Genomic DNA, 25,896 nt, shown 5'->3' with positions numbered 1-25,896 from the left:
TCAACGGTGCCATCCGGTGCGATTCAGGAGGTAGTCTGGGTTTGTGCCGCGTGGGCCCGGTGGCCTTGCAGGCGTTGACGCACCTTTTCCAGGTAGTCAGCGCGCACGCGGCGGGCCGCGTAGTCGTGCGGTGCATTGCGTTGCAGCTGCTCCCAGGCCTCACTGCGTTTTTTTTCCGACTGTTGGCGGCACTGCGCGAGCACCACGGGTGTGGGGTGTGGCGCCTGGGCTTCGGTCATGCATTCGTAGCCGTAGTGGCGCATGGTTTCCCAGGCGAGGCTTTCGATGGTCTCTATCTCGTGGGGCTGCAGTTGGGTCTTGAACTTGTCCTTGTTGGCCGGCAGGGGGGCAAAGCAGTTGGACTCCCACAATGCGGACATGCGTGACAGGTCTTGCGCCTCCTGCGATGCCGCGATGTCCAGCATTTGGGGCAGGAATTCGATGCCGATGAAGTGGCAGATGCGCCGCAGCGTGGTTTCCTGGTCGCTCAGGAAGTCTTCGTAGCGGATGGTGAGCACGCGGTCCGGGTGGCTCTGCGCCAGTGCGCGCCCTGTGGTGTGGGCCTTGACCCAGGCCAGGGCGTTGAGTGTGGTGTCGAAGTCGTGAATGATTGCCCGGTTCATCGAGGCCACCTGTGCCCGCGGGTCCCGCACCACGTTCAGAAAGCGCATGTGCGGGAACAGGGCCATCAGTTCGTGGGCGTATTGCACGCTGTCGAGCGACTTGTCCATGGCCACGCTGGCCCCGTGCTGCTCGGCGCTGCGCAGCAACAGTTCCCACACGATGCGGTGAACGCTGCGGGGTTCCTCGTGAATTGCGTTGTAGATATCCCCGGCGTGGAACTGCACTCCCGGCCACTGCACCATGCTGGCCTGCTGCAGTCCCACCACATCCTTGACCATCTGGCGGTAGGCGCTGTCGTCGCGCAGGTCTCCGTACAGCGGCACCAGTGGCATGAAGTCCACGATGTGCAGGGGGTACGGCGAGTGAAACTGCGGGCTGGCGTTCAGGCGCAGGCGCAGTGCGTGGCTGCCGCAGCGCCGCAGCGGAATCATCAGCAGCGGAAGCGGGCGCGTCGTGCGGAGTGGTTGGTTCATGGCGTGTCTGACTCCAAGTGCGCGAAGAACTCTTTGATGAAGCGGTCCATGTCCTGGTCCGGGAGTCGGTCAATGCCGCCCGCGCGATGGCACCCGCCGCCAGCTGGGTAGCGGCTGCAGAAGGTGTCGGCGCGGCTGGCGCTGGCGCTGCCGATGCGCAGGTTGACCAGAAAGTCGCCGTCCGAACGGGGCGTGAGCACGGCAACCGAACGCCCGTTGTTGCGCGCCACCAGCTGGTTGGCCAGGGTGCCGCACAGGCGCCGAGCCCACGCGCGGTCGGGCAGTACGTAGACGGTGGCCCGGTCGTTGGTGGTGTAGGGGGTCAGCTCCTGCACGGCCTGCTGGTCGCTGGCGTGGCCTTCTTGCAGGCGTCGGAACTCGTAGGCCTTCGCCATGAAGTCGAGCGGGCTTTCAAAGCGGTGCATCGAGCGGTACAGCTGCACAGGGCAAAAGTGCAGGTCTTCGCGGCTTTCGCCATAGGCGTTGTAGTTGAGCAAGTAGCCCAGTTGTGCCAGCGCCCCGCGTGTGGCCGCAGTGCAGCCATGCTCGCGCGCCATGCGGTCGGCCACTGCGTCCAGGTTGTCGCCATAGGCCGCCACAATGGCCCACTGGCGCAAGATGCCTCCCAGGTGGCGGTCTACCAGAATGCTGGTGCAGACGTCCCGGTCGGTATCGATGTGTGCGACGAGGCGCTGGTGCCTGAAAAGGGTTGTTGCGCTGTGGTGGTCGAAATAGGTCACTTCGCCACCGCCATTGAGCACCCGGCATACGCCCTGCGCGTTGCGGTCCCACGAAATGTCCAGGGCCGTCACCTGCAGTGGTCGCCCAGAGGGCAACTGGTCGAACAGGGCAATGTCCCGTTTCACGCCGCTGACGAGAACGCTGTCGCGCGGCTCCACCAGGCGCAGCTGGTGCAGCGCACACAACCCGTCGGCATCACCATTGAAGAGGTCATAGGCCTGCATTCCATGGGAGGCTGTGGCAGCCGCCGGGGTGGGGGTGGTCTCGGTATCGGTGGGCATGGCAAGCAACGCGAAAGAGCGCCCTTATTGGATAAACCCGCGCTGGCGAAGCAGCGCGAGCACCTGCGCGCAGGCATCGGGCAGTGCCAGGTGGGCAGTGTCAATACTGAAATCGGGTGCTTCAGGGGCTTCGTAAGGGGCGGAAACTCCTGTGAACTGGGGGATCTTTCCAGTGCGCGCCATGGTGTAGAGGCCCTTGGGATCGCGCCCTTCGCACACGTCCAGCGGGGTGCTCACATGCACCTCCAGAAAGCGGTCTTCCCCGACGAGCGTGCGGGCCATGGCGCGGTCGCTGCGCTGGGGGGAGATGAGGGCGGTGAACACCATCAGCCCGGCGTCGTTCATGAGGGCCGCCACTTCGGCCACGCGCCGGATGTTCTCCGAGCGCTCGGCGGCGCTGAAACCCAGATCACTGTTGAGCCGGTGCCGCAGGTTGTCCCCGTCCAGCACAAAGCTGGCAAATCCGAGGGCGTGAAGCTCCTCTTCCAGCGCATAGGCCAGGGTGGATTTGCCTGCGCCGCTCAGGCCTGTCAGCCAGACCGTGACCGCGCGTTGCTGCAGCAGTTCCTCCCGCAAGGGGGCGGTAACCCGGCCAGCGTGCGGTATCACCACCCGCAGGCCTTGGGGCGCCAAGCTGGATGCCGCCGCCGCAGGTGCCAGGGATGGTTGGAGGGGGGAGGGGAGCGGCATGGTCAGATCCGGCAAAGGCTGCTGGCAGAGAGCTTGTTCGTGCAGTCACTTGCACCGTATGGAGCAGGCAAAAAGCGGATGGCCCTGGACCACGGTGGGCGCGCCCAGGCGGTGCGACTCGAAACCCATGCGGCGCAGCATGCGCTCCACCCCCAAGGGAGAAACAGTGACCATGCGCTGGGCCCCGCGTGCCATAGCGCACCGGCTGGCCGCTTGCAGCAGGCCCGTGGTAATGGGCGAGGAAAACTGGTCGAGCGCTGAGCCCGTGGGCCCCGAAAAATCCATGGCAGCAAAGCGGGACAGTTCCCACACCTCCGGCGCGTCGGGAGCCGGCGCGCCATTGAGCAGCTGCGGGAACACCTCGGCGAGCAGATAGGGCCGGGTGGTGGGCAGCAGCCGGGCGGTGCCGATGACCTCCCCATCTTCGTTCTGGGCGATGACATAGACAGTGTCGTCCCGGTCGAACTGGTCAAGCTCCAGGGCATCGCGACAGTGCAGCTGCCAGCCCAGTTTTTCCACAAAAACGCGGTGCCGGTACCGTGCCATGCGGGTCATCAGTGGTGGATGCAGTTCCGCAGAGCAGCCAGAGGTGATGCGCATCGGAGATTCCCTCATGAGTTTTCCCCATTAGAAAATCAGAAGAAAATATTTGTAACTACCAACTCTGGTAGGTGTCGTGCGGCGCGGCCCTGATAAAAATGAATTCGCCAAAGGTCTTCAATGCCGCCAGAATGTGCGCAAACGTAACAATGGTTGGTGGTGCGTAGTCGCACGCGGATGGTCGGTCTCTGTGAAATGCTGTTCGGTGTTGGAGTCCTATGACAAGCTGGCAAGAAGATCTTTTTGGGGTGATGGACCGCGCGCAGTCTGAGCAAGAGGTTTTTTGCAAAATCGAGCTTGCTGCGCACGCCCTGGGGTTCGAGTACTGCGCCTATGGCCTGCTGGTACCCATGCCCCTTTCCAACCCGAAGACCATTTTTTTGAACAACTATCCGCAGGCGTGGCAGGAGCGGTATGTGCGGCAGGGCTATGTGCAGGTGGACCCTACGGTGCAGCATGGGTGCCGCAAGCACACTCCGCTGGTCTGGTCGGACGACGTGTTTGCCTCAGCCCAGGATTTCTGGGAGGACGCGCGCTCGTTTGGCCTGCGGTTTGGATGGGCGCAATCGTGCATTGACGGCGGCGGGGTGCGCGGCATGCTGACGCTGGCGCGTTCGGCCGACACGCTGACATCCGATGAGGTGGCCCACAGCGAGATGAAGATGCGCTGGCTGGCGCACATTGCGCACCTGATCCTGTCGCGCATCTTCACGACACGCCAGGCCGAAGAGATGCAGCCGAACCTGACGGCCCGAGAAATCGAGGGGCTCAAATGGACTGCCGATGGCAAGACCTCTGCAGACATCTCCTCACTGCTGGACGTGTCGGAAAACACCGTGAATTTCCACGTCAAGAATGCCGTGACCAAACTGCAAACCACCAACAAGACGGCTGCCACCGTGCGCGCCGCCATGCTGGGGCTGCTGGGGTGATGCGCAGGCCCGTTGGCGGTGCAGGCCCTCGCGTCCCGCCCGACTGCGCGAAGCTCGGTGGGGCCGCAACCTGGGCGGCCTGTGGGGGGCGGGCGTGAACGCTATGAAGGTGTCGCCGGATGGCTTGGTGCGCCTGTCGATGGATCAGTTGCTGTCCCTGCCCATCCACCATCTGATGTCGGCGGTGGATCTGTGTCTGGATCTGGTGGTGCCACGCACCGCAGTGTGCGGCTGCGAAACCACCATCAGCGGCTACACCGAATGGGTGAGCGCGTCGTGCCCCGTGGTTTCCATTGGCTGGGACTGGCACATCAGTCTCTGGACAGCGCAGCGGCCCTTTGCCTGGGCACGGCTGGGCCAGCCCCGCAGCAATGTCATGCTGGTGTATTCCACGGGCAACGACACGGGGTGGCACAAGAACCTTGAGCTGCTGTCAACGGTGGTGGATGCATTGCCCTGGCAGGAGCAAATGAGCCATTCGGTGACGGCCCTGCTGCCCAGCTACTGAGCATGATTTGCTATAAAATGTATAGCTATCAATGACGCCCCTCAAGCGCTGGGTGGCAAAAACACTTCAAAAATCAGCAGCCAGCTCCCACCGCATGGCCTGGCCGGTGGCGGGGTGGGCCAGGGCCAGTTCCCCGGCATGCAGCAGCAGGCGTGGCGCCTGGGCCTGGGTGGCGAGGTCAGCGTACAGCGCGTCTCCCAGGATCGGGTGGCCCAGGGAGGCCAGGTGCACGCGCAGCTGGTGCGTGCGGCCGGTGACGGGTTCCAGTTCTACGCGGGTGGTGTCGGCCGCCGTGTTGTGGGCCAAGGTGCGCCAGCGGGTGTGGCTGGGCTTGCCGTGTTCTGCATCGATCACCCGCAGGGGGCGCCGCTCCCAGTCGGCGGCGATGGGCAGGTGGATGTCTGCCCAGGTGCCGGGGGGGAGATGCATCAGTCCTTGCACGATCGCGACGTAGCGCTTGTGAATCTGCCGCTGTTCGAACGCCAGGCTCAGGCGCCGTTGTGCGTCGGCATGACGGGCCATCAGCACCAGGCCTGAGGTGGCCTGGTCCAGCCGGTGCACGATGAGTGCGCCTGGCCAGCGCAACTGGGCGCGGGCGCTCAGGCAGTCTTGTTTGTCGGGGCCGCGCCCTGGTACGCAGAGCAGTCCTGAAGGTTTGCAGAGTACGAGCAGGTCGGCGTCCTCATGCAGTGCCACCGGGGCCGGGCGGTTTGCCGTGTCTGTGGTGCGCACGATCTCGCTGGCTTCTGTGGGTTCCTTGGACCGCACGGACGCAGCAAGCGCGTTGGTTTCAGCCTGCGGCATGGCTGTCGCCGCCCACCAGGCGCTGCACGGTGGTGCAAAGTTCTTCCACGTCGTTGGGCTTGTGGATCAGTGCCTGCGCACCTTCGGCCAGCGCAGCCTGCTCGATTTCGGCCGTGACGTAGCCCGAGGCAAGGGCCACGGGCAGGTCGGGGCGGATCAGGCGGGCTTCGCGCACGAGGTCCACACCACAGAAGCCCGGCATGTTGTAGTCGGTCACCAGCAGGTCAAAGTTCTGCGGGGCGGCACGCAGCGCGGCCGTGGCCTCGTGGGGGTCGGTGTAGCCGCTGACCTCATAGCCCCGGCGGCGCAGCAGGCGCTGTACCAGAAACACCAGGGCCTGGTCATCGTCCACATACATCACGTGGTGTTTTTTGCGCGGTGCGCTGCCGGGGGCATCGGCGGCGGCAGGCGTCGAAGGCGCGGCGGATGCTGGCGCGGCCTGCACGGCTTGAGGGGGTTGTGCATCCAGGGGGCTCTGCGCGGCGCTGTGGGCGACAGGGAAATACAACGTGAACTTGCTGCCGTGGCCGGGGGTGCTCTGCACGTCCACGCCGCCTTCGTGCGTGCGCATCACGCCATGCACCACCGCCAGGCCAAGGCCCGTGCCCTGGCCCACGGGCTTGGTGGTGAAAAAGGGCTCGAAGATGCGCTCCATCGTGGCGGCGTCCATGCCCGGGCCGCTGTCGCGCACCGTCAGTGCCACGTAGTCCACGGGGGCCAGGCCCAGTCGTTCGCTCAGCCGCTGGTCGGGCTGCACGGTCGCGGCTTCCACATGGATGCTGCCGCGTTCGGTGCCCTGGCTCTGGATGGCGTGGACGGCGTTGGTGCACAGGTTGAGCAGGGCCTGCTCGACTTGCGTGGCGTCGGCCAGCACCGGGGGCAGGCCGGCCTGCAGCTGCATGTGCAGCTCGATGGCGGGGGGCAGGGTCACGCGCAGCAGGCGCTCGGTGTCGTGCACCACCTCAGCCAGCGACACTGCCGAGCGCTGCGGGGGCTCGTTGCGGCTGAAGGTGAGGATCTGCCTCACCAAGTCGCGCGCGCGGCGGCCGGCCTTGTCGATCTCCAGCAGGCTCTCCAGCACGGGAGAGCCCGGCGCGTGGGTGGCGCAATCGGCCTTGGCCAGTTCCACATTGCCAAGGATGGCACCCAGGATGTTGTTGAAGTCGTGCGCAATGCCGCCGGCCATGGTGCCCACGGCCTGCATCTTGTGCGACTCGCGCAGCTGGGCTTCCAGCTCATTGCGGTGCGCCTCGGCCTTCTTGCGGCCTGTCAGGTCGCGGGCAAACACGGTAGTGGTCTCGCCGTCGGCATGGCGCTCGAACGACACGCTCACCTCCACGGCCAGCTCTTTGCCGCTGGCAGTCAGCGCGGTCATCTCGCCCAGCAGGGCCTGCGTGGTGAGCTGGGCAAACGTCAGCGCCTGCGCCGCGTCGGGCAAAAAACGGTCGAGCGTGCTGCCCAGCGCGTCGCTGGCACTGCACTGGAACAGCGCCGCCGCCGTGGGGTTGAACACGGTGATGCGCTGGTGCTGGTCCACGCAGATGATGGCGTCCAGCGCGGAGTTGATGACGGCCTCCAGCCGCTTTTCGCTGGCGCGGATTTGCTCATTGCGCTGCTGCAGGGTCTCGGCACTTTGCTGCAAGGCCTGGCGCTCGGCCAGCAGCGGGCCCTGGTCGATCACCGCGCACAAGAACTGCGACAGCGGCGGGCCGCTGGTCTGCGGTGCATCGATGTGGGCAATGTGCAGGTCGCCGGTGATGCGCGTGGTATTGCTGATGGTGAACACCACCTCCTTGACCTCGCTGTGCCCCAGGTCCTGCGCCTGGGCAAAGGCCTCACGCACGCGGGCGGCATCCTGTGGGCACACAAAAGGCATCAGCGCAGTCAGCGGCCGGTCGCGCTCGGTGGGCTGGAACGATCGGTGTGCCATCGAGTTGGCCTGCACCACCATGTCGTGATCGTCCACCACCATGAGGGCCAGCGGTACGCTGGCAAACAGAGTCTCGAAGCGTTCGTACGCACTCTCGGCCACGGCCTGGCTGTAGCGCAGTACCTTGTTCTGGTTCTCTAGCTCGGCCTGGTAAGCACGCAGCTCCGCCACCAGGCCATCGGCAGAGGCACCGGGCGTGCGGGAGTGGGGGGCAGGCGGGCGGGGCATGTGCTCTGCGGCTGCGGGCTGGCGGCCTGCAGGGTCCAGAAAAGACAGGTCGGGTTCACTCATGAAGGGGCGCGGTCAGCCGGGTGCGTGCCCGGGCTCTCTCAAGTGTACGCCTGCCCATCTGGCACCACGCGATGGCGGTGGCACCATCAAATTGCGATTTCAACGCGCGTTTGGGTCGATTGTTGATGAATTGCGAACAATCCGTTTCTTTGGCAGGGCTTACCGAACCACTGTGGGGTGCCTACAGTTCCACCATCGACACATCCCTCGATCCACAACTTCTATCAGGACCCTGCCATGACCACTGACACCACTCTCGCCCAACCCTTGCTGAACAAGCTGCAATGGCGCTACGCCGCGAAGAAGATGAACCCTGCCAAGAAGGTGCCGCAAGAGAAGGTGGAGCGCATTCTTGAAGCCGCCCGCCTGGCGCCCACCTCCAGCGGCCTGCAGCCGTTCGAGATCATCGTGGTGACCGACCCCGCCGTGCGCGCCCGCATCCAGCCTATCGCGTGGAACCAGGCCCAGATCACAGACGGCTCGCACCTGCTGGTGTTTGCTGCATGGGACAACTACACGGCCGACCGCATCAACATGATGTTCGACCTGACCAATGACCAGCGTGGCTTCAAGAACGAAGGCTGGGAAAACTACCGCCAGATGCTGCTGGCCAGCTACCCCCAGCGCGATGCCGAAGTGAACTTCCAGCACGCAGCCCGCCAGGCCTACATCGGCATGAGCGCGGCCCTGATCGCCGCGGCCTTTGAAGAAGTGGACTCGACGCCGATGGAAGGCTTCGATCCCAACGCGCTCGATGAAATCCTGGGCCTGCGGGCTCGCGGCCTGCGCAGCGTGGCGATTTTGCCGCTGGGCTACCGCGCCGACGAAGGCGACTGGCTGGTGAACCTGAAGAAGGTGCGCCGCCCCCGCGAGCAGTTTGTGACCGAAGTCTGAGGATCTCCTCCTCAGGCACAAAAAAGGCTGGACAGTGGTCCGGCCTTTTTTGCGTGTGGAGCCTCAGCGTGTGGCGGGTGCCGCATCCGTCACGCGGCGCATGGGTGTGAGCACAAAAGCCAGTGCCGCCAGCACCACCAGCGTCCCCCCGCTGGCCGCAAACAGCTGGGTCAGCGTGATGCTTTTCATCACCCAGCCCGTCACGGCGGCGGAGATCGGCGCCAGGCCCATGAAGATGAACATGAACAGGCTCATCGCGCGGCCCAGCAGGGCGGAGGGGACACGGTGCTGTATCCAGGTGAACACGCTCACCTGCATGAAGCCGCCGAGCAGGCCGATGACCAGCATCAGCACCGCACCTTGCCATATGGCAGTGATCAGCCCCATGGGCATGAAGAGAGCGCCGATGATGGCGTCGAACGCGAGGATGGTCATGCCCAGGCTGCCAAAGCGCAGTCGGGGCACCATGCCCGACACCACCATGCCCAGCAGCGTGCCCGCGCCATGGGCGCCCAAGATGATGCCGAAGGCGGCTGCACCCAGCTGCGGGCTGTTGCTAGCCAGCACGGGGATGGCGATGTGGATCGGACCCATGATGAACAGCGCAATGGCGCTCCAGTACAAAAAGCAGGTGCGCAGCTCGCTGTCGCGCCAGAAGTGACCCAGGCCCTGCGCGACCGAGGCGAGCACGGCCTGAGGCGCGGCTGCGGGTGCCGACATGACTGCATGCGTCTGCACCTTGGAGAGCGTCCACGCCGATACGGCAAAGCTCAGCGCATCCAGCGCAAAGGCCAGACCGATGCCGGTGGCGTTGGCATGGGCCGGTGCATCGGTGGCCGCCCTGGTTGCGTCGCCTGCACCAAACAGTGCAATCAACAGCCCGGCCAGCAAGGGTCCGAGGAACATCGTCAGCTGCCGCAGGCCCAGGCTGATGCCGTTGGCGGCCTGCAACTGGGAGCGCGCGACCACGGACGGCATCATGGCCGTGCCCGCCGGAATGCTGAAGGCCGTGGCCAGGCCAATGCCCAGTGACAGCGCGTACACCATCCACAACGACAGCGTGCCCGCAAACACCAGGCCCGCCAGTGCGGCCAGCAGCACCAGGTTGACGTATTTGGTGATCATCAGCACCTGCTTGGGCGAATGGCGGTCCACCAGGGCGCCACCAATCAGGATGAACAGTGCGCGGGGCACGCTGATAAGGGCAAGCACGGTGCCCAGCACCAGGGTATCGCCAGTCATTTGCAGCACCAGCCAGGGCAGTGCGATCAGCGTGAACTGGTCGCCCAGCATGGACAGGGCCGAGCCGCCAATCATCCAGCGGAAGTTGCGGTCCTGCATCAGCGCGGCGCGCGGGTCTGAGGATGGGCTTGCGGGGCCCGTACCGGGTGGGTGGGCGGGACGGGGTGAGGTGTCAGGTCGCATGAACGAGGTCTCCCAAAGATTGACGGGTGTGTGTGCGCCCCGTGAGCAAGCGGCCCACAGCGGTAAAACGCACGCAAAGGTGGTAGCTGGCCAGGCACAGGGCGGTCGTGGCCAGCACATTGATCAGCATCTTGGCCAGGGCCGGAACGGGCAGGCCGTACAGCAGCGCACCCAGACCGATCGTGAGCGGCAGGTGCACGAGGTACACCCAGTATGAGCTGTCGGCCAGGTAGGCCAGCCAGGCGCGGGGCTGGCCGACATGGCGCAGAAACAGCCCGATCAGCGCAAAGCTCCAGAGCCACGATGCGCTGTTGTAGGCCAGCGCCATCCAGAACTGCAGGTGACGGGTGGCAGACACCGGCGCGACCAGCAGGTCGGTAAATGCCCCGGTGACCAGCACCAGTGCAAAGGCCGATGCTTCCGGCTGTGCCAGCACTTCCGACAGCAGCGCAGTGACCAGAAAGCCCACCAGCCCAAGGCCCACCAGCGCAGGCCAGTGCCGTTCGTAGCGCTCCATCAACGCCTTGCGGTGCACATGCAGGCACAGGCCGAAGCCGTAGAACAGCCCGTTGTGTATCCACTCCGCCAACGGCGGCAAGAAGGACCCGCTGGGCGTCACGATGCCATGGTCGTAGCTGGCGCCAATCCAGGCCAGCGGCAGCGTGAGCAACACCAGGCCTGCAGGGGTACCACCCAGCCAGAGGGCACAGCGTTGCAGGGCCTGCTGCACTCCTGCGGGCAATGCGCGCACGGCGGTCCATGCCACCGGTGTCAGAACTGCGAGCCACAGCAGCATCCACAGGAACCACAGGTGCATGGTGGCCGGGCCCTGGGGTACGTTGGGGCCTCGGGGCAACAGGCTGCGGTCCACACCCCAGGTGCCATAGGCCATGCGGTGCAGGAACATCAGCCCGAGCAGCGCGCAAGCGACGAACAGCGGCGGCCAGAACAGTACAAACGGCAGGCCCAGACGGCGGAGCCGGTTGCGCACCATGCCGGTCAGCCCATGGCGGTGTACCAGTGCCGCCACAAAGAATCCGGCGAGGATGAAAAACAAGGGCATGCGAAAGGCATGAATCACCGCCACCAACAGGTCTGCCAGAGGGCTGGACTGGTCGTCGTGCCAGGGCAGGGGCGAAGGCCGGCTCATGTAGACGACCGAGACATGCAGCACGATGCCCAGCCACATCATGGTGGCGCGCAGGTTGTCCAGGGCGTGCAACCGCCGGGTGGGGGCGGAGGGGTTGGGAGAGTGCGTCGATCCGTTCATGGGGGTCGACTGTGGGGCCTCACGTTGCGTGAGGGTCAAGCACTTTTCAGTGGTTTTTTTGCAGACGGTGTGAGTGTCTCAGCGGCGCGCAGAGACTGTCGCAGCGATGGCGGGAGTGGGTGTGGCTAGCGCGAGCGCCGCCTGCAGGTAGGCGCGCACGGGCGCGCTCAGCGGCGAGCCCGCCTGCAGCAGCGGCTCGTTGGCCGACGCGGTGAGCAGCTTCTGGCGCAATTGCGCATCGCTGCGGGTCAGCTGGTCGAACAGCGTGTTCCAGCGCAGGGCTGCCGCCGCTGCGTCGGGGTGGTTCGTGGGTATCTGGCGGGCCAGTAGCTGTTGTACGTCGCGTTCCAGCGCCGCCCATGCGGTGTGCGGTACGTGGCCCAGCATGCGCAGGTCGTCGCGGGTCAGGTACCTCTCCAGCAAGGCCAGGCGCAGTTTGATGGCCGTTTCCACGTATTCGATCATGTCGCCGGGTGGCGCGTGGTTGCGTCCCTGAGTGCTGGGCTCGGTGCGGAACATGTGGCCCCACCGGTCCAGCAGGTCCAGATCGCCCCCCATCCAGTGCAGCATCAGTGCCATCCAGCGGTAGGCCAGTGCCTGGACTTCTGGGGAGTCGGGTGGCAACTGGCGGTCCATGGCGCTGCGCACCAGGTCCTTGACCACGATCCAGTCGCCCTCGATCAGGCCCCAGTTCGTGAAGATCTGCTTGAGTTCTGCACTGCTGAAATACTTGCCATAGGTGGTCATGAGCGCGAGCGCTTCCAGCCAGTTGCCCATGTCGGGCTCAGCACCGGCCATGAGGCCGTCGCGCAGCATGGTCAGCCGCCCGCGCAGTTCGGTGGCCTGGGCAATCTGCTGGTCCAGCGCACGGATCTGCTGGCCAATGATGCGCTGGGGCGCCACCCCTTCGCCTGCCAGCAGCTCGGCAATGTCGCTGAGCGCAAGACCCATCTGGCGCATGGTCTGAATGGCATGCAGCCGCTGCACATCGGCCTGGCTGTACAGGCGATACCCCGCCTCAGACCGGCCCGAGGGCTTGAGCAGGCCGATCTCGTCATAGTGGTGCAGCGTGCGCACCGTGAGGCCGGTGCGCCGCGCGAGGTCACCGACCTTTAACAACACCAGAGACTCCCGAGAGGCATTTTGTGTTTTCACTGAACGACTCCACTGGCGCCGCTCATGCCATGGCGGCCGCGCAAGGGCCGCCCCGCAGCGAGGGTTGTGTCCCCCCTGGGGGAAGGCACCGCAGGCGACTCAGGGTGCTTCCTTTCAGCGGCCGACGGAGATGAGTTCGATCTCGAAGTTCAGCGTGGCGTTGGGTGGGATCACGCCACCTGCACCCCGTGTGCCATAGGCAATGCCTGGGGGGCAGGTCAGCTTGGCCTTGCCACCCGGTTTCATGCGCTGCACTCCTTCGGTCCAGCAAGGAATCACACCGTTGAGCGGAAACGACGTCGGTTCACCGCGCTTGTACGAGCTGTCGAACTCCTTGCCGTCGAGGAACGTGCCTTTGTGGTGCACCTTGACCGTGTCGTTGGCCTTGGGCGATTCGCCCGTGCCGTCTTTGAGCGATTCATAGACCAGGCCGCTGGCGGTGGTGACGGGGTTGGAGGACTGGGCCATGGCGGCGGGAGCCATCACGGCGCTGGCAAGCAAAAGGCACAAGAGGTTTCGCAAAGGGGGCTCCTAAAAGGTGTGAATCACAACGCAAGCCGCGATCTTATTCGTGTTCATGCATCTGCCTGTGTGGGCCGTCCAACGAAAAAGCCCTGGGCGGTTGAGCACCAGGGCTTTGAATGGCAAGGCCGTCGTGGCCTTCGCCGTAGGGTCAGGCGTAGTCGCTCACCGGAATGCAGCTGCAGCTCAGGTTGCGGTCGCCCCACACGTTGTCCACGCGGCCCACGGGCGACCAGTATTTCGACTGGCGCAGAGCAGCCACGGGGTAGGCGGCTGCTTCGCGGGTGTAGGGGCGGTTCCACTCGCCGCTCAGCAGGCTTTCTGCGGTGTGCGGCGCGTTCTTGAGCGGGTTGTTGTCCTGCGGCAGCGCGCCGTTTTCGATCTGGCGGATCTCTTCGCGGATGGCAATCATCGCGTCGATGAAGCGGTCCAGCTCGGACAGGGTTTCGCTTTCGGTGGGTTCCACCATCAGCGTGTTGGGCACCGGGAAGCTCAGCGTGGGCGCGTGAAAGCCATAGTCGATGAGGCGCTTGGCCACGTCTTCGGCCATCACGCCGCTGGTGTCCTTGAGGTGGCGCAGGTCCAGGATGCACTCGTGGGCGACGTGGCCGGGCTTGCCGTCCTTGCCCTCGCTGGCGTACAGCGTGGGATAGTGGTCCTTGAGGCGGGCGCTGATGTAGTTGGCGCTCAGGATGGCCGTCTCGGTGGCTGCTTGCAGTCCTTCAGCTCCCATCATGCGGATGTACATCCAGCTGATGGGCAGCACGGCGGCATTGCCCAGCGGGGCGGCGCTGACGGCACCCACGCCACCCGCCACGCCTGCTGTGGCGTGTCCGGGCAGGAAGGGCACCAGGTCTTGCACCACGCACACGGGGCCCACGCCGGGGCCGCCACCGCCGTGGGGAATGCAGAAGGTTTTGTGCAGGTTCAGGTGGCTCACGTCGCCGCCAAATTCGCCGGGGGCTGCCACACCCACCAGGGCGTTCATGTTGGCGCCGTCCACGTAAACGCGGCCACCATGGCTGTGCACCAGGGCGCACAGCTCCTTCACGCTGGTCTCGAACACGCCGTGCGTGCTGGGGTAGGTGATCATCACAGCCGCCAGGTTGGCGCTGTGCTGTTCGCACTTGGCTTTCAGGTCTACCAGGTCCACGTTGCCATTGGCATCGCAGGCAGTCACCACCACCTGCATGCCCACCATCTGGGCGCTGGCGGGATTGGTGCCGTGCGCGCTGCTGGGGATGAGGCAGATGTTGCGGTGGCCTTCGCCACGCGACTCGTGGTACCCCTTGATGGCCAGCAGGCCGGCGTATTCGCCTTGCGAGCCTGCGTTGGGTTGCAGGCTGATGCCCGCATAGCCGGTGGCCTGGCACAGCCAGGCGCGCAGTTGCTCGTCCAGCTCCTTGTAGCCCACCAGCTGGTCAGCGGGGGCGAAGGGGTGCACGTTGGCAAACTCGGGCCAGGTGATGGGGATCATCTCGCTGGTGGCGTTGAGCTTCATGGTGCAGCTGCCCAAGGGGATCATGCTGCGGTCCAGCGCCAGGTCCTTGTCGGAGAGCTGGCGGATATAGCGCAGCATGCCGGTTTCGGAATGGTGGGTGTTGAAGACGGGGTGCGTGAGGTAGCTGCTGGTGCGGCGCAGCTCGGTGGGGATCAGCGACTCGACGCCCTTTTCAAACGCATCGAAGGTGGGCAGCGCCTGGCCGTCCTTGGCGAAGATCTTCCACAGCAGCTCGATGTCGGCGCGCGTGGTGGTCTCGTCCAGCGAGATGCACAGGTACTCTTTGAAGTAAATCCGCAGGTTGGCGCCGAGGCTGATTGCCTTGGATGCTATGGATTGTGTAGCGTTTTGAGTATGCAGACTCACGGTGTCGAACGCGGCCTGTGCACTCACAGGCGCACCCAGCTGCTGCAGCCCTTGCGTGAGGATGGCGGTGTAGCTGGCCACGCGCTGTGCAATGCGCTTGAGGCCTTCGGGGCCGTGGTACACGGCATACATGCTGGCGATGACGGCCGGGAGCACCTGGGCCGTGCAGATGTTGGACGTGGCCTTTTCGCGGCGGATGTGCTGCTCGCGCGTCTGCAGTGCCAGGCGGTAGGCGGGCTTGCCATGCACGTCCACACTCACGCCCACCAGGCGGCCGGGCAGGCTGCGCTTGTATTCATCGCGGCATGCCATGAAGGCGGCATGCGGGCCACCAGCGCCCATGGGCATGCCAAAGCGCTGGGTGGTGCCCACCACGATGTCTGCACCTTGTTCACCGGGCGGGGTGATGAGCGTGAGGGCCAGCAGGTCGGCGGCCACGATGAAGGCAGCTTGCTTGGCGTGCGCCTTTTCCACATCGGCGCGCAGGTCGTCAATGCGGCCGCTGGTGGCGGGGTACTGGGCAAGCACGGCAAAGTAATCGCCATTCAGCAGAGTGTTCCATTCCTCGGCCGAATTGGCCAGGCGCACCTCCAGGCCCAGGGGCTTGGCGCGGGTCTGGATGACTTCAATGGTTTGCGGGTGGGCGTCGCCTGCCACCACAAACACGTTGCTCTTGCTCTTGACCGAGCGCTTCGCCAGCGTCATCGCCTCGGCGGCTGCGGTGGCTTCGTCCAGCATGGATGCGTTGGCAATCGGCATGCCCGTCAGGTCGCACACCATGGTCTGGAAGTTGACCAGGGCCTCCATGCGGCCTTGGGAGATCTCAGCCTGGTAGGGCGTATAGGCGGTGTACCAGGCGGGGTTTTCCAGGATGTTGCGCAGGATGACGCCCGGCGTGTGCGTGCCGTAGTAGCCCTGGCCGATGAAGCTCTTGAGCAGCTGGTTCTTGCCCGCGATGGCCTTGAGTTCTGCCAACGCTGCGGCCTCGGTAAGGGGCGCAGGCAGGTCCATGCCCCGGCTGCGTGCAATGGAGCGCGGCACGATGGATTCGATGAGTGCGCGCCGCGAGGCCTCGCCGATCACCGACAGCATGTGCGCTTCGTCGGCTGCGTCGATGCCGATGTGGCGTGGCAGGAATTCGGTGGCGTTTTCAAGCGCGCCAAGGGGGGTGGCGGATTGCATCAGCATGGGGCAGTCTCGTAGGTCGCAGCGGGTTGGGGGCAGTGCCGGGGTAGGGCGCTTGCACATGGGTAGTGCGCAGGCAGGGCAGGGCATGGCACGGCGCCATGCCCTGGAGAACGATCGGTGTCAGGCGTTCTTGGCGAACTCGGTGTACGTGGCTTCGTCCAGCAAGGCGTCGAGCTGGCTGGCATCGGCCAGCTTGACCTTGAAGAACCAGCCAGCGCCCAGCGGGTCGCTGTTGGCCAGCGATGGGTCGGCACGCAGGGCTTCGTTCACTTCCACCACTTCGCCGGTGACGGGCATGTACACGTCGGCGGCGGCCTTCACGGATTCGACGACACCGGCCACTTCGCCCTGGGTAAAGCTTTTGCCCACTTCGGGCAGGTCCACAAACACCACATCGCCCAGCGCGTCCTGCGCGTGAACGGTGATACCCACCACCGAGGCGTTGGCATCAGCGGCGTTGATCCACTCGTGGTCTTTGGAGAATTTGATCGTCATGGGAAGCTCCTCAAGCAAACGGGATAAATAAAGGAATCAGCAATGTAGCGGGCGCGGACCGCATCTGTGCGCTGCCGCCCGCGAAATCAACCGCGAAAGTAGTTGGCTGGAACGAACGGCATGGCGCGCACTTCCATGGGCACGGCCCTGCCGCGCACGATGGCATTGACGCGGGTGCCAATGGCCGCAAAGGCGGGCGCCACATAGCCCATGGCCACAGGTTCGTTCACCGTGGGGCCCAGCAGGCCGCTGGTGACTTCGCCGATCTTCTGGCCATCGGTGCTTTGCAGTTCGGTGTGTTCGCGCACGGGCACACGTTCCAGCGCGACCAGGCCGACACGTTTGCGGGGCAGGTTGGCGGGGTTGTCGATTTGCGCCAGCACCTTGTCTGCGCCAGGGAAGCCGCCAGCGCGCGCACCCCCGGTGCGACGCACCTTCTGGATCGCCCAGTTCAGTGCGGCCTCGGGGGGCGTGGTGGTGGTGTCGATGTCGTTGCCGTAGAGGCACAGGCCAGCCTCCAGACGCAGCGAGTTGCGCGCTCCCAGGCCAATGGGTTTGACTTCGGGCTGGGCCAGCAAGGCGCGGGCCAGGGTGTCGGCCTGTGCGGCGGGCACCGAGATTTCAAAACCATCTTCGCCGGTGTAGCCGCTGCGGGTCACAAAGCAGTCGCAGCCAGCAATCGTGAAGTCACCACCGGTCATGAACACCAGCTTTTCCACGCCGGGGGCCAGGCGGGTGAGGGCGGTGACGGCCTGTGGGCCCTGCAGTGCTAGCAGGGCGTGGTCTGGCATGGGCACCACTTTGCAACGCTGGCCGATGCGCGCCTGAATGTGGGCGATATCGGCCACCTTGCAAGCACCGTTCACGATGACAAACAGGGTGGGCTCGCCATTCACCACGCCCTGGTTGAAGAACATCAGGTCATCAATGATCGTGCCCTCATCGGTCAGCAGCAGGCCGTAGCGCTGTTTGCCCACGGGCAGGTCGATCACGTCTACAGGCATCAGGGTTTCAAAGGCTGCAGCGGCACCGGCGCCGATGAGTTTGAGCTGGCCCATGTGCGAGACATCGAACAGGCCCGCAGCACTGCGCGTGTGCTGGTGTTCGGCCATCAGGCCAGCGGGGTATTGCACGGGCATGGAATAGCCTGCAAACGGCACCATGCGGGCGCCCAGTTCGATGTGCAGGGCGTTCAGGGGCGTGGTGAGCAGGGGGACGGTGGCTGACATGGCGGACTCCGGGGCAAATGGGGGCCGCGACCACCAAGATGGTCACGGGATTTGCCCTGCTGTCCGCTTTACCTGAGAGATTCACCGCAGCGCCTTGGCTGGCCGTGCGGTTTGCTCCTTCGGTGGATGGCCTGCACACAGTTTTACTGTGGGGCCATCTCTCTCCAGCAAGGGAACGCCCGCATCGCTGCGGGCGGTTGTCAGTCCTTTTGCCTGAGCGTTCGGCGGGTGCCTGCGCCTTCGGCGGTGCTGCGCGTCCTGAGGACAAGACGGAGCACTCTCTCCTGACCCGGCGATTCTAACTACTTTGCGTAGACCAGATCCCGAAGTGCCAGCGAGATCGATGGCACATAGGTGATGATCATCAGGCACACCAGAATCACTCCGACAAAGGGAAGCAGGTGCTTGATGATCCGGTCCAGCGAGATTCTGGCCACGGTGCATGCCGCGAACAGGTTGACCCCAAAAGGTGGCGTGATCATGCCCAGCGCAAGGTTAACCACCATGATGAGACCGAAGTGCACCGGATCAATACCGAAATGCATCGCTACAGGCGCCAGGATGGGGGCCAGCACAATGATCGCCGCGCTGGTCTCGATGAACATGCCAATCACGAACAGCGCCGCGTTCACGCCCAGCAGGAACAGGGCAGGGGACTGCAGCACAGCCTCCAGCCAGCGGCCGATGGCATCTGGCACACCAGCGCGCGTGATCAGGAACGCAAACAACCCGGCGTTGGCAATGATGAACATGATCACCGCCGACGAGATGGCCGACTTGCGCAGAATGGCGAACAGGTCCTTGAGCTTGATCTCGCGGTAGATCACGACGCCGACGATCAACGCATAGAACACTGCCACGGCCGATGCCTCGGTGGGGGTGAACACGCCGCCGTAGATGCCGCCCAGGATGATCACTGGCATCAGCAATGCCCAGCCAGCCTGCAGCGTGGCCTTGCCAAAGGGCATGCGCCCATCGCCGTCGTTTTTGCCCCAGCCCTTGTACTTGCAGTACGCCCATACAAAGAGCATCAGCGCGCCACTGATCAGCAGCCCCGGGCCAAAGCCTGCGATGAACAGTTCGCCAATCGACACCTCGGCACTCACGCCGTAAAGGATCATGGGGATGGAGGGCGGGATGATCACGCCCAGCTCGGCGCTGGTGGCCTGTAGCGCGGCCGCATAGCTCGTGGGGTAGCCATGCTTGATCAGCGCAGGGATCAGGATGGCGCCAATGGCAAATGTGGTGGCCACCGACGAGCCCGACACGGCCGCAAAGATCATGCAGGTCAGCACACAGGTCATGGGCAGGCCGCCCTGCACGCCGCCGACGATGCTCTTGGCAAACTCCACCAGACGGCGCGAGATGCCGCCAGTTTCCATCAGGTTGCCTGCCAGGATGAAGAATGGGATGGCTGCCAAAGGAAACTTGTTGATGGCTCCGAACATCTCCTTGACGGAGATGAGCATGTTCGCATTGGAGGCCTGGATGCCCAGGATGGAAGCCAAACCGATGGACACAGCCACTGAGACGGTGAGTGCAAAGCACAGCACCATCGTTGAAATCATGACCAAACTCATTGAGCAGTCTCCAGTTCCATACGCAGGGGATCAATGAGGTTGCCGATGATGCCGACCACGCAAAAAAGGCCACCCACAGGCATGGCGAGGTAAGCCCAAAACATGGACATGGATTCCAGCCCGGCCATGCTTTGCACGCCGCCCCGGCGTGCATAGTCCCAGCCATACCAGATGATGATGCCGATGAGGACCAGGGCTGCCAGTGTCACCACCCAGTCCAGCACCCGTTTGATGCGCGGCGGACTCCAGCGGTACAGCACGTCCACACTCACCATCGCGCCCTGGCGAAACGCGGCCGGAATGGCCAGGAACACCATCCAGATCAGGCTGAAACGGATGAGTACTTCGGTCCATTCAGCAGGCTGCTCCAGCACAAAGCGGGTCACGATCTGGAACATGCCCAGGGCCGAAGCCAGGGTCAGCATGGCGCAAGCGCCCAGCATGGCGATGAAGGTGGTCCATCGCTCAAAGGTAAGAAAAGCGTTTTTCATGGGGCGGTGCCAACCATGGGTAGGTGGGGGGTGATTAGAACCATCGATCGTTCAAGAATAAAAACGCCCGATAGCGCAATGGCTACGGGCGTTATAAGCTACAAAGGTAATAGCAATGAACAGGATTATTTGACGTCGCGGATCTTGTCGATGGCAGCCTTGCCGAACTGCTTTTCAAACTCGGCGTTGACGGGGGCCAGTGCCGCCACAAACTTGGCCTTGTCCACGTTGTCGATCACGGTCATGCCCTTGGCGCGGAGGTCGGCCACGCCCTTGGCGTCGTCTTCGTCCACGCGTGCACGGTTGGCCTTGGTGCCTTCTTTCGCGGCATCGATGAAGGCCTGCTTGTCCGCCGCCGAGAGCTTGTCGAATGCGGCCTTGTTCATCACGAAGATGCAGGGCGAGTACACGTGGCCGGTGAGCGTCAGGTGCTTTTGCACCTGATCGAACTTGGCCGAGATGATGACGGACAGCGGGTTCTCCTGACCGTCCACCGTGCCTTGTTGCAGCGCCGTGAACACTTCAGGGAAGGCCATGGGCGTGGTGATGATGCCGAAGCCCTTATAGGCGGCGATGTGCACTGGGTTTTCCATCGTGCGCATCTTCAGGCCCTTCAGATCACCGGGCTCCTTCACGTCGCGCTTGCTGTTGGTCATGTGGCGGAAGCCGTTCTCTGCCCAGGCCAGCGCCTTGAAGCCCTTGGCATCGAACTTGGACAGCAGGTCTTGACCGATGGGGCCATCCAGCACGGCGCGGGCATGCGCCTTGTCGCGGAACAGGAAGGGCACATCCAGGATCTTGGTCTCCGGCACAAAGTTGGGCACCGGGCCGGTGGAGCTGAATGCCAGCTCTTGTGTCCCCAGCTGCACGGCTTCAATCGACTCGCGCTCGCCACCCAGGGCGCCGTTGTAGAAGGTCTGCACCTTGTAGCGGCCGCCCGTGCGTTTTTCGACTTCTTTGGCAAACGTGTCGATGGCTACGCCCTGGTGGGAGTTCTGGGCCGTCGAGATGCTGATGCGCATGGTGGTCTGCGCGGCAGCGGTGGCCACAAAGCCGAGCGCGAGGCTCAGGCCAACGACGAGTTTGGTCAATTGCATGGTGTCTCCTGTTGGTGGTGGGTCAGGGGAGATGTGTGCGCTGCGACCCCTTGCGGAGCCTTCCCTGACCTCGCTCAAATTATGGTGCGCCCGTCAGGCTACATGCATCGGGGTTTGTGCTGGTAAGCGTGCTTATTAACTGGGCAGACAGGCGTTTGCAGTTGCATTGGCGACACCCGTGGTGTTGAGCGTGTCCACGGTAGCAAATAGCCCGCATTGCCGCAGGCTGGCGTCAGTGCCCGCGCCTTGGCTACTGATCGCCTGTGTCGATGGGGGCTTGGAATGCCAAGGGCCCCGTACTGGCGGTAACCAGCCGGGGCCTTGTCAATTTGTGCGCTCCGGTAAGAGCGCCTTGATGGAAGAAGTATGCGCCGGGTACTGTGGATGAATTTGCTGAATTTGGCGCAATATTCTGCATTGGCAGAATAATTTTCTGACTTTACGAGATTTAATGAATAATCAGACCGATGGATCGATTGGATAGGAAAATTCTCGCTGTGCTGCAAGCCAACGCGCGCGCCAGCCTGCAAGAGATCGGGCAGGCCGTGGGCCTGAGCCCTTCACCGTGTTGGGGTCGTATCAAAAAGATGGAAGAGGCGGGGGTCATCCAGGGCTATACGGTGCGCATCAATCCTCAGTCGCTGGACCTGGCCGACACTGTACTGGTACAGGTCACGCTCGATAGCCATTCGGACAACACGCTCGAAAAATTTGGCGAGACACTGGCCAGCATTCCCGAAGTGATCGAGGCGCATCTGGTCTCTGGCGACTACGACTACCTGCTGCGCATCGTCGTCAAGGACACCCGTGATTACGAGCGCTTGTTGCGCGAGAAGCTTTACAAGATCAAAGGCATACGGCACAGCCGATCCAGTTTCGTGTTACGCACCCTGAAGAAGGCGGACTTGCCTCTGTTCACGGGGTAGAGCAGTTTTCTGGTGCCTGGTTGGGTGTTGCAGCTTCCTTGCAGAAAGCTGGCGACGCGTGGTTAGCGCTTGCACTACAAGCGTGCCGGTCGGCGTTATGCAGTTGAAATGCGGCGGCACAATGGCTCCCATCGCGCTGATGGCAGAACGGACGAAAACGGGCGATCCCGGTTCTGCGCACCATCGCAGTGCACCCGTTTGGGCGGTGCGCTAAGCCCCCCCTGGGCACAGAGACCCCCGAAGAAAACCATGAATCTGCGTTTTGTCGAAGCCTTCTACTGGGTCGCCTCTCTCAAAAGCGTGACGCGCGCCGCCGAGAAGCTGTTCCTGACCCAGTCTGCCATGTCCAGCCGCATCTCTGCGCTGGAAGAAGAGCTGGGCGTGCTGTTGCTGGACCGGCGCGACAAGCACTTCAAGCTCACGGTGGCCGGTGCCCGGTTTCTGGTGTATGCCAAGCGCATGCTGGAGCTGCAGCGCCAGCTCAAAACCGAGATGGGATCAGGCGGCCCTTTGGAAGTATCGATTCGCCTGGGTGCCATCGAATCGGTACTGCACTCGTGGCTCATTCCGTGGGTAGAGCAGCTGCGCAAGGACAACCCGCTGCTGGAGCTGGAGCTGACGGTAGAAACCACGCCCGTGTTGCTTGACCAGATCCGCCGGGGCACGCTCGATGCCGTGTTTGCCGCATTGCCTGTGTCGGCTGATGGCATACGCAGCCAGGCTGTGACGCCCATGGAGATGGTGTTTGTGGGTAACAGCAAGACGCATCGCAAACGACGCTATGCGCTGGAAGACTTTGCTGGCGCCGATATCCTGACTTTTCAGCGCGGCTCGCAACCGCACGTATCACTGCTCGACACGCTGCGCCAGGCCCAGGTGGAGCCGCGTTGTGTGCACACCATCTCGTCGATTTCTGCCATGGTGCAATTGGTGCAGGGCGGCTTTGGTGTGGCCACGTTACCGCGCCTGGCTGTGCAGCGCCTGCTCGCATTTCCGGACTTGCGTGCGCTGGCTTGCGACACCGCACTGCGGCCGCTACCCATCCATGTGAGCTACCGCGAAGACCCCTCGTCTCCGGCCATGGAGGCTGTCGTACGTTCAGCCCTCGACTTCATCGAGCAGCAACAAGCTGCACCAGCCCGCAAGCCGCGCAAAGCCTGAGCCCTCACATCAGCGCGGCCCGACACTGTGTGCCGGGCCGCGCACCATGCATTTCGAAATTCCCTCACCAGGGCGCATCCTGGGTCTAAGGGTTTACACCTAAATTCGTCCTCAGGGTTTTCCCTTGGCACCAAGTTGGTTCGCTTCTCCCCAATGAAGTGCATGGAAAAAATCGATGAGCTGATAGAAATTTTTTGAATTTGCCAGGGGCGGTCACCCCCCAACACAATCTGCCCAACGTCATGCAATTGACATTTCTCAATGCAAGGAAAAACGGTGGATTCAGCTCAACACAAAGCGCTCGCAGTGTTTGGTTCGGAAGGGATCAACGACCCTCGCCATGTGCGCAGCGTCATACGCCAAGGGTTCTGGTCGTCGCATACCAGTGGATTGGCCCACGGACACGTGCAGGGCAATCTGGTGATATTGCCCGAGGTATTGGCGGGAGACTTTTTGCGCTTTTGCCAGCGCAATCCCAAGCCCTGTCCTGCGCTGGCTGTTAGCGAGCCAGGCCAGTTCACGCTACCCACCCTGGGTGAGGATATCGACGTTCGCAGTGACCTGCCGCAGTACCGTATCTGGCGCCACGGCGAGATGGTCCGGGAGGTGGGCGACATTGGCGACCTTTGGCGCGATGATCTGGTGACCTTTGTGCTGGGGTGCTCGTTCTCGTTCGAAGCAGCGCTGCAAGAGGCTGGCATCAGCCTGCGTCACATCAACGAAGGCAAGAACGTGGCCATGTATCGCACCAGCATTGCCACCGAAGCAGCGGGGCCGTTCGGCGGTGCCATGGTGGTCTCCATGCGACCCATGCGCGCCGCCGATGTGATCCGTGCAGTACAGGTCACCTCGCGGTATCCCAATGTGCATGGAGCTCCGGTGCACATCGGCGACCCCGCACTTATCGGCGTTGCCGATATCGGCAAGCCCGACTACGGCGACGCCGTGGCCCTGCTGCCCGATGAAATTCCCGTGTTCTGGGCCTGTGGTGTCACACCGCAGTCCGCCATCCTCAATGCCCAACCGGCGTTCTGCATCACCCACGCCCCGGGTTGCATGCTGGTCACCGATCTTTTTAACCACCAACTCGCCAGCTTCTAAGCGGCTTACCCCCAGGAGTCTCCCCATGAAAAAATTTGCACTGTGTATGACAGCCGCACTCAGCGTGTGCGCGGCACAGGCCCAGGTCAAGTGGGATCTGCCCACAGGCTATGGCGCCAACAGCTTCCAGACGCAAAACGTGCAGCAGTTTGCCGATGAAGTGGACAAGCTCACCGGCGGCAAGCTCAAGATCACCCTGCACCCCGGTGGTTCGCTGTACAAGGCCAACGAGATCAAGCGCGCGGTCCAGACCGGTCAGGTGCCTTCGGCAGAGTTCATTCTGTCGGGCGCTACCAATGAGAACCCTCTGTTTGGCGTGGATTCAGTCCCGTTCCTGGCGACGACCTATACAGAGTCCAAGCGCCTGTACCTGGCCGCCAAGCCTGCGCAAGAGAAGCTGCTCGCAGCACAGGGCGTGAAGGTGCTTTTCTCGGTGCCATGGCCTGGCCAATCGCTGTACTCGCTCAAGCCGGTGAGCGCGCCCGCAGACTTTGCGGGCACCAAGATGCGCGCGTACAACCCCGCCACCACGCGCATTGCCCAGCTGCTCAAGGCGCAGCCGGTGACCATCCAGCTGTCGGAGCTGGGCCAGGCCCTGGCTACGAACACAGTGCAGAACTTCCTGACATCAAGCGCGAGCGGTGTGGAGTCCAAGCTGTATGAGCAGGTCAAGTACTTCTACCCCGTGAGCGCCTGGCTGCCCCGAAACGCCACGGTGGTGAACCAGAAGGCCTTCGATGCCCTCGACAAGCCCCTGCAGGACGCTGTGCTCAAGGCTGCAGCTGCCGCCGAGGAACGCGGCTGGGCCACCAGCGAGCGTGTGGACAAGGAGTTCATCAAGGAACTGTCGGCCAAAGGCATGACGGTGGCCGAACCCAGCGACAGCATCAAGAAGGAGCTGGCGAGCATCGGCGAATCCATGACCGCCGACTGGGTGAAATCGGCCGGGGCCGATGGGCAGGCCATCATCGACGCTTACCGCAAGAAGTAGTCGCGTTCCCTGGCCCCCACGGGGCCGGGTAGCGCAGCGCGCGCTACCCCCACATTCTCGTTTCCGCTCCCCCTCTTTTTTCAGCGTTACAGGAGTACGCCATGGACAAACTCGTCCGAAATTTCTACAGGCTGCTGATGCTGCTGTCCGGCCTGTCGATGCTGGCTGCGTTCGGCGCAGTCACGCTGGGCGTTTTTGCCCGCGAAGTCATCCACCTCAATATCGACGGACTCGACGCCTATGCGGGATACGCGATTGCAGCCGCCTTGTTCTTTGCGCTGCCCAGCACGCTGCAAAACGGCGACCACATCCGCGTGACTCTGGTTCTTGACCGTTTGCCTGCACGCTGGCGCGGCGCTTTTGAGTGGTTCTGCCTGGTCAGCGCGCTGGTGCTTTCGGTGTACATCGCCTGCTATGCCGTGCGATCGGTGTGGATCTCCTACATCACCCACGACATCTCGCCCGCAGCCGACGCCTCGCCGCTGTGGATTCCCCAGATCAGCATGGCCATGGGCTGTATTGGTTTTGCGCTGGCGTTTGCCCATGCGCTGGTGCTGCGCTTTCAGGGTGTGGCTTTCATGGCTGTGTCCGAAGCAGCCCGTTCCGAATAACTGGATCCAGGAGACATCA

Annotated in this window: 24 protein-coding genes and 2 riboswitches; of the genes, 8 read left to right on the top strand and 16 right to left on the bottom strand. The window is 63.5% G+C overall.

What is annotated here, in order from left to right; all coding sequences use genetic code 11:
* Positions 1 to 23 precede the first annotated feature (23 nt).
* Genes AC1Q64_RS00645 through AC1Q64_RS00630 form a run of 4 tightly spaced genes read right to left on the bottom strand, consistent with a single transcriptional unit; the run spans position 24 to position 3,409 of the window.
* Complete coding sequence (locus AC1Q64_RS00645; RefSeq protein ID WP_492250088.1) at positions 24 to 1,097, bottom strand: sulfotransferase family protein; 1,074 nt, start codon at positions 1,095 to 1,097, stop codon at positions 24 to 26.
* The gene (locus AC1Q64_RS00640; RefSeq protein WP_492250087.1) at positions 1,094 to 2,119 is read right to left on the bottom strand and encodes a hypothetical protein; all 1,026 of its coding nucleotides are present in this window, start codon (positions 2,117 to 2,119) and stop codon (positions 1,094 to 1,096) included. The genes AC1Q64_RS00645 and AC1Q64_RS00640 overlap by 4 nt, the downstream gene beginning before the upstream one ends.
* A gap of 24 nt (positions 2,120 to 2,143) precedes the next feature.
* On the bottom strand, positions 2,144 to 2,809 hold the full coding sequence (gene cysC, locus AC1Q64_RS00635; RefSeq protein ID WP_492250086.1) for an adenylyl-sulfate kinase: 666 nt from the start codon (positions 2,807 to 2,809) through the stop codon (positions 2,144 to 2,146).
* A 45-nt stretch (positions 2,810 to 2,854) separates the two neighbouring features.
* On the bottom strand, positions 2,855 to 3,409 hold the full coding sequence (locus AC1Q64_RS00630; protein ID WP_492250085.1) for an acyl-homoserine-lactone synthase: 555 nt from the start codon (positions 3,407 to 3,409) through the stop codon (positions 2,855 to 2,857).
* A 218-nt stretch (positions 3,410 to 3,627) separates the two neighbouring features.
* Here AC1Q64_RS00630 and AC1Q64_RS00625 point away from each other — a divergent pair, with 218 nt between their 5' ends.
* Both AC1Q64_RS00625 and AC1Q64_RS00620 read left to right on the top strand, forming a co-directional pair.
* The gene (locus AC1Q64_RS00625; protein WP_492250084.1) at positions 3,628 to 4,341 is read left to right on the top strand and encodes an autoinducer binding domain-containing protein; all 714 of its coding nucleotides are present in this window, start codon (positions 3,628 to 3,630) and stop codon (positions 4,339 to 4,341) included.
* A gap of 103 nt (positions 4,342 to 4,444) precedes the next feature.
* Positions 4,445 to 4,849 (top strand): DUF4902 domain-containing protein, encoded by a 405-nt coding sequence (locus AC1Q64_RS00620; protein WP_492250316.1) that lies wholly within the window; start codon positions 4,445 to 4,447, stop codon positions 4,847 to 4,849.
* A gap of 66 nt (positions 4,850 to 4,915) precedes the next feature.
* Here AC1Q64_RS00620 and AC1Q64_RS00615 read toward each other — a convergent pair whose 3' ends face one another.
* Positions 4,916 to 5,653 (bottom strand): RluA family pseudouridine synthase, encoded by a 738-nt coding sequence (locus tag AC1Q64_RS00615; protein WP_492250083.1) that lies wholly within the window; start codon positions 5,651 to 5,653, stop codon positions 4,916 to 4,918.
* Complete coding sequence (locus AC1Q64_RS00610; protein ID WP_492250082.1) at positions 5,640 to 7,874, bottom strand: PAS domain-containing hybrid sensor histidine kinase/response regulator; 2,235 nt, start codon at positions 7,872 to 7,874, stop codon at positions 5,640 to 5,642. Before AC1Q64_RS00610 ends, AC1Q64_RS00615 begins: the two co-directional genes overlap by 14 nt.
* Positions 7,875 to 8,111: 237 nt before the next feature.
* Here AC1Q64_RS00610 and AC1Q64_RS00605 point away from each other — a divergent pair, with 237 nt between their 5' ends.
* Positions 8,112 to 8,768, top strand: a complete 657-nt coding sequence (locus AC1Q64_RS00605) for an NAD(P)H-dependent oxidoreductase (RefSeq protein ID WP_492250081.1) — start codon at positions 8,112 to 8,114, stop codon at positions 8,766 to 8,768.
* A 63-nt stretch (positions 8,769 to 8,831) separates the two neighbouring features.
* Here the strand turns inward: AC1Q64_RS00605 and AC1Q64_RS00600 are convergent, their stop codons facing one another.
* The 10 genes from AC1Q64_RS00600 to AC1Q64_RS00555 all read right to left on the bottom strand — a co-directional run bounded on the left by AC1Q64_RS00600 (position 8,832) and on the right by AC1Q64_RS00555 (position 21,087).
* On the bottom strand, positions 8,832 to 10,193 hold the full coding sequence (locus AC1Q64_RS00600; protein ID WP_492250080.1) for an MFS transporter: 1,362 nt from the start codon (positions 10,191 to 10,193) through the stop codon (positions 8,832 to 8,834).
* On the bottom strand, positions 10,183 to 11,463 hold the full coding sequence (locus AC1Q64_RS00595) for an acyltransferase family protein (protein WP_492250079.1): 1,281 nt from the start codon (positions 11,461 to 11,463) through the stop codon (positions 10,183 to 10,185). The genes AC1Q64_RS00600 and AC1Q64_RS00595 overlap by 11 nt, the downstream gene beginning before the upstream one ends.
* Before the next feature lie 78 nt (positions 11,464 to 11,541).
* Positions 11,542 to 12,618: a MerR family transcriptional regulator gene (locus tag AC1Q64_RS00590; protein WP_492250078.1), complete on the bottom strand. Its 1,077-nt coding sequence runs from the start codon at positions 12,616 to 12,618 to the stop codon at positions 11,542 to 11,544.
* 114 nt (positions 12,619 to 12,732) lie between these two features.
* Positions 12,733 to 13,140, bottom strand: coding sequence for an FKBP-type peptidyl-prolyl cis-trans isomerase (locus AC1Q64_RS00585; protein WP_492250077.1), 408 nt, complete (start codon positions 13,138 to 13,140; stop codon positions 12,733 to 12,735).
* A 151-nt stretch (positions 13,141 to 13,291) separates the two neighbouring features.
* Positions 13,292 to 16,195 (bottom strand): aminomethyl-transferring glycine dehydrogenase, encoded by a 2,904-nt coding sequence (gene gcvP, locus AC1Q64_RS00580; RefSeq protein WP_492250076.1) that lies wholly within the window; start codon positions 16,193 to 16,195, stop codon positions 13,292 to 13,294.
* A gap of 120 nt (positions 16,196 to 16,315) precedes the next feature.
* A complete protein-coding gene (gcvH, locus tag AC1Q64_RS00575; protein WP_291435246.1) occupies positions 16,316 to 16,690 on the bottom strand; it encodes a glycine cleavage system protein GcvH in 375 nt (124 codons plus the stop codon).
* A gap of 86 nt (positions 16,691 to 16,776) precedes the next feature.
* Positions 16,777 to 17,919 carry a glycine cleavage system aminomethyltransferase GcvT gene (gene gcvT / locus AC1Q64_RS00570; protein ID WP_291435244.1) on the bottom strand — a complete coding sequence of 381 codons (1,143 nt, stop codon included), beginning with the start codon at positions 17,917 to 17,919 and terminating at the stop codon, positions 16,777 to 16,779.
* Between the two features lie 49 nt (positions 17,920 to 17,968).
* Positions 17,969 to 18,097: riboswitch (glycine riboswitch) on the bottom strand.
* A 13-nt stretch (positions 18,098 to 18,110) separates the two neighbouring features.
* Positions 18,111 to 18,216: riboswitch (glycine riboswitch) on the bottom strand.
* Between the two features lie 5 nt (positions 18,217 to 18,221).
* Positions 18,222 to 19,499, bottom strand: coding sequence for a TRAP transporter large permease (locus AC1Q64_RS00565; protein WP_492250075.1), 1,278 nt, complete (start codon positions 19,497 to 19,499; stop codon positions 18,222 to 18,224).
* Positions 19,496 to 19,990 (bottom strand): TRAP transporter small permease, encoded by a 495-nt coding sequence (locus AC1Q64_RS00560; RefSeq protein ID WP_492250074.1) that lies wholly within the window; start codon positions 19,988 to 19,990, stop codon positions 19,496 to 19,498. The genes AC1Q64_RS00565 and AC1Q64_RS00560 overlap by 4 nt, the downstream gene beginning before the upstream one ends.
* Before the next feature lie 125 nt (positions 19,991 to 20,115).
* Positions 20,116 to 21,087: a TRAP transporter substrate-binding protein gene (locus AC1Q64_RS00555; protein WP_056067699.1), complete on the bottom strand. Its 972-nt coding sequence runs from the start codon at positions 21,085 to 21,087 to the stop codon at positions 20,116 to 20,118.
* A gap of 467 nt (positions 21,088 to 21,554) precedes the next feature.
* Here AC1Q64_RS00555 and AC1Q64_RS00550 point away from each other — a divergent pair, with 467 nt between their 5' ends.
* The 5 genes from AC1Q64_RS00550 to AC1Q64_RS00530 all read left to right on the top strand — a co-directional run bounded on the left by AC1Q64_RS00550 (position 21,555) and on the right by AC1Q64_RS00530 (position 25,877).
* Positions 21,555 to 22,013, top strand: a complete 459-nt coding sequence (locus AC1Q64_RS00550; protein ID WP_056067700.1) for an Lrp/AsnC family transcriptional regulator — start codon at positions 21,555 to 21,557, stop codon at positions 22,011 to 22,013.
* Positions 22,014 to 22,262: 249 nt separating this feature from the next.
* Positions 22,263 to 23,174 (top strand): LysR family transcriptional regulator, encoded by a 912-nt coding sequence (locus AC1Q64_RS00545; protein WP_492250073.1) that lies wholly within the window; start codon positions 22,263 to 22,265, stop codon positions 23,172 to 23,174.
* A 261-nt stretch (positions 23,175 to 23,435) separates the two neighbouring features.
* Positions 23,436 to 24,275, top strand: coding sequence for a putative hydro-lyase (locus AC1Q64_RS00540; RefSeq protein ID WP_492250072.1), 840 nt, complete (start codon positions 23,436 to 23,438; stop codon positions 24,273 to 24,275).
* A gap of 25 nt (positions 24,276 to 24,300) precedes the next feature.
* A complete protein-coding gene (locus AC1Q64_RS00535) occupies positions 24,301 to 25,266 on the top strand; it encodes a TRAP transporter substrate-binding protein (RefSeq protein ID WP_492250071.1) in 966 nt (321 codons plus the stop codon).
* Positions 25,267 to 25,367: 101 nt separating this feature from the next.
* Positions 25,368 to 25,877, top strand: coding sequence for a TRAP transporter small permease (locus AC1Q64_RS00530; RefSeq protein WP_291435230.1), 510 nt, complete (start codon positions 25,368 to 25,370; stop codon positions 25,875 to 25,877).
* The last annotated feature ends 19 nt before the right edge of the window (positions 25,878 to 25,896 follow it).

It is taken from the genome of Acidovorax sp. GW835-FHT14G06 (assembly GCF_058793595.1).
Note: the sequence above shows the minus strand (reverse complement) of the source record. Positions and strands in the feature narration are given on the sequence as shown.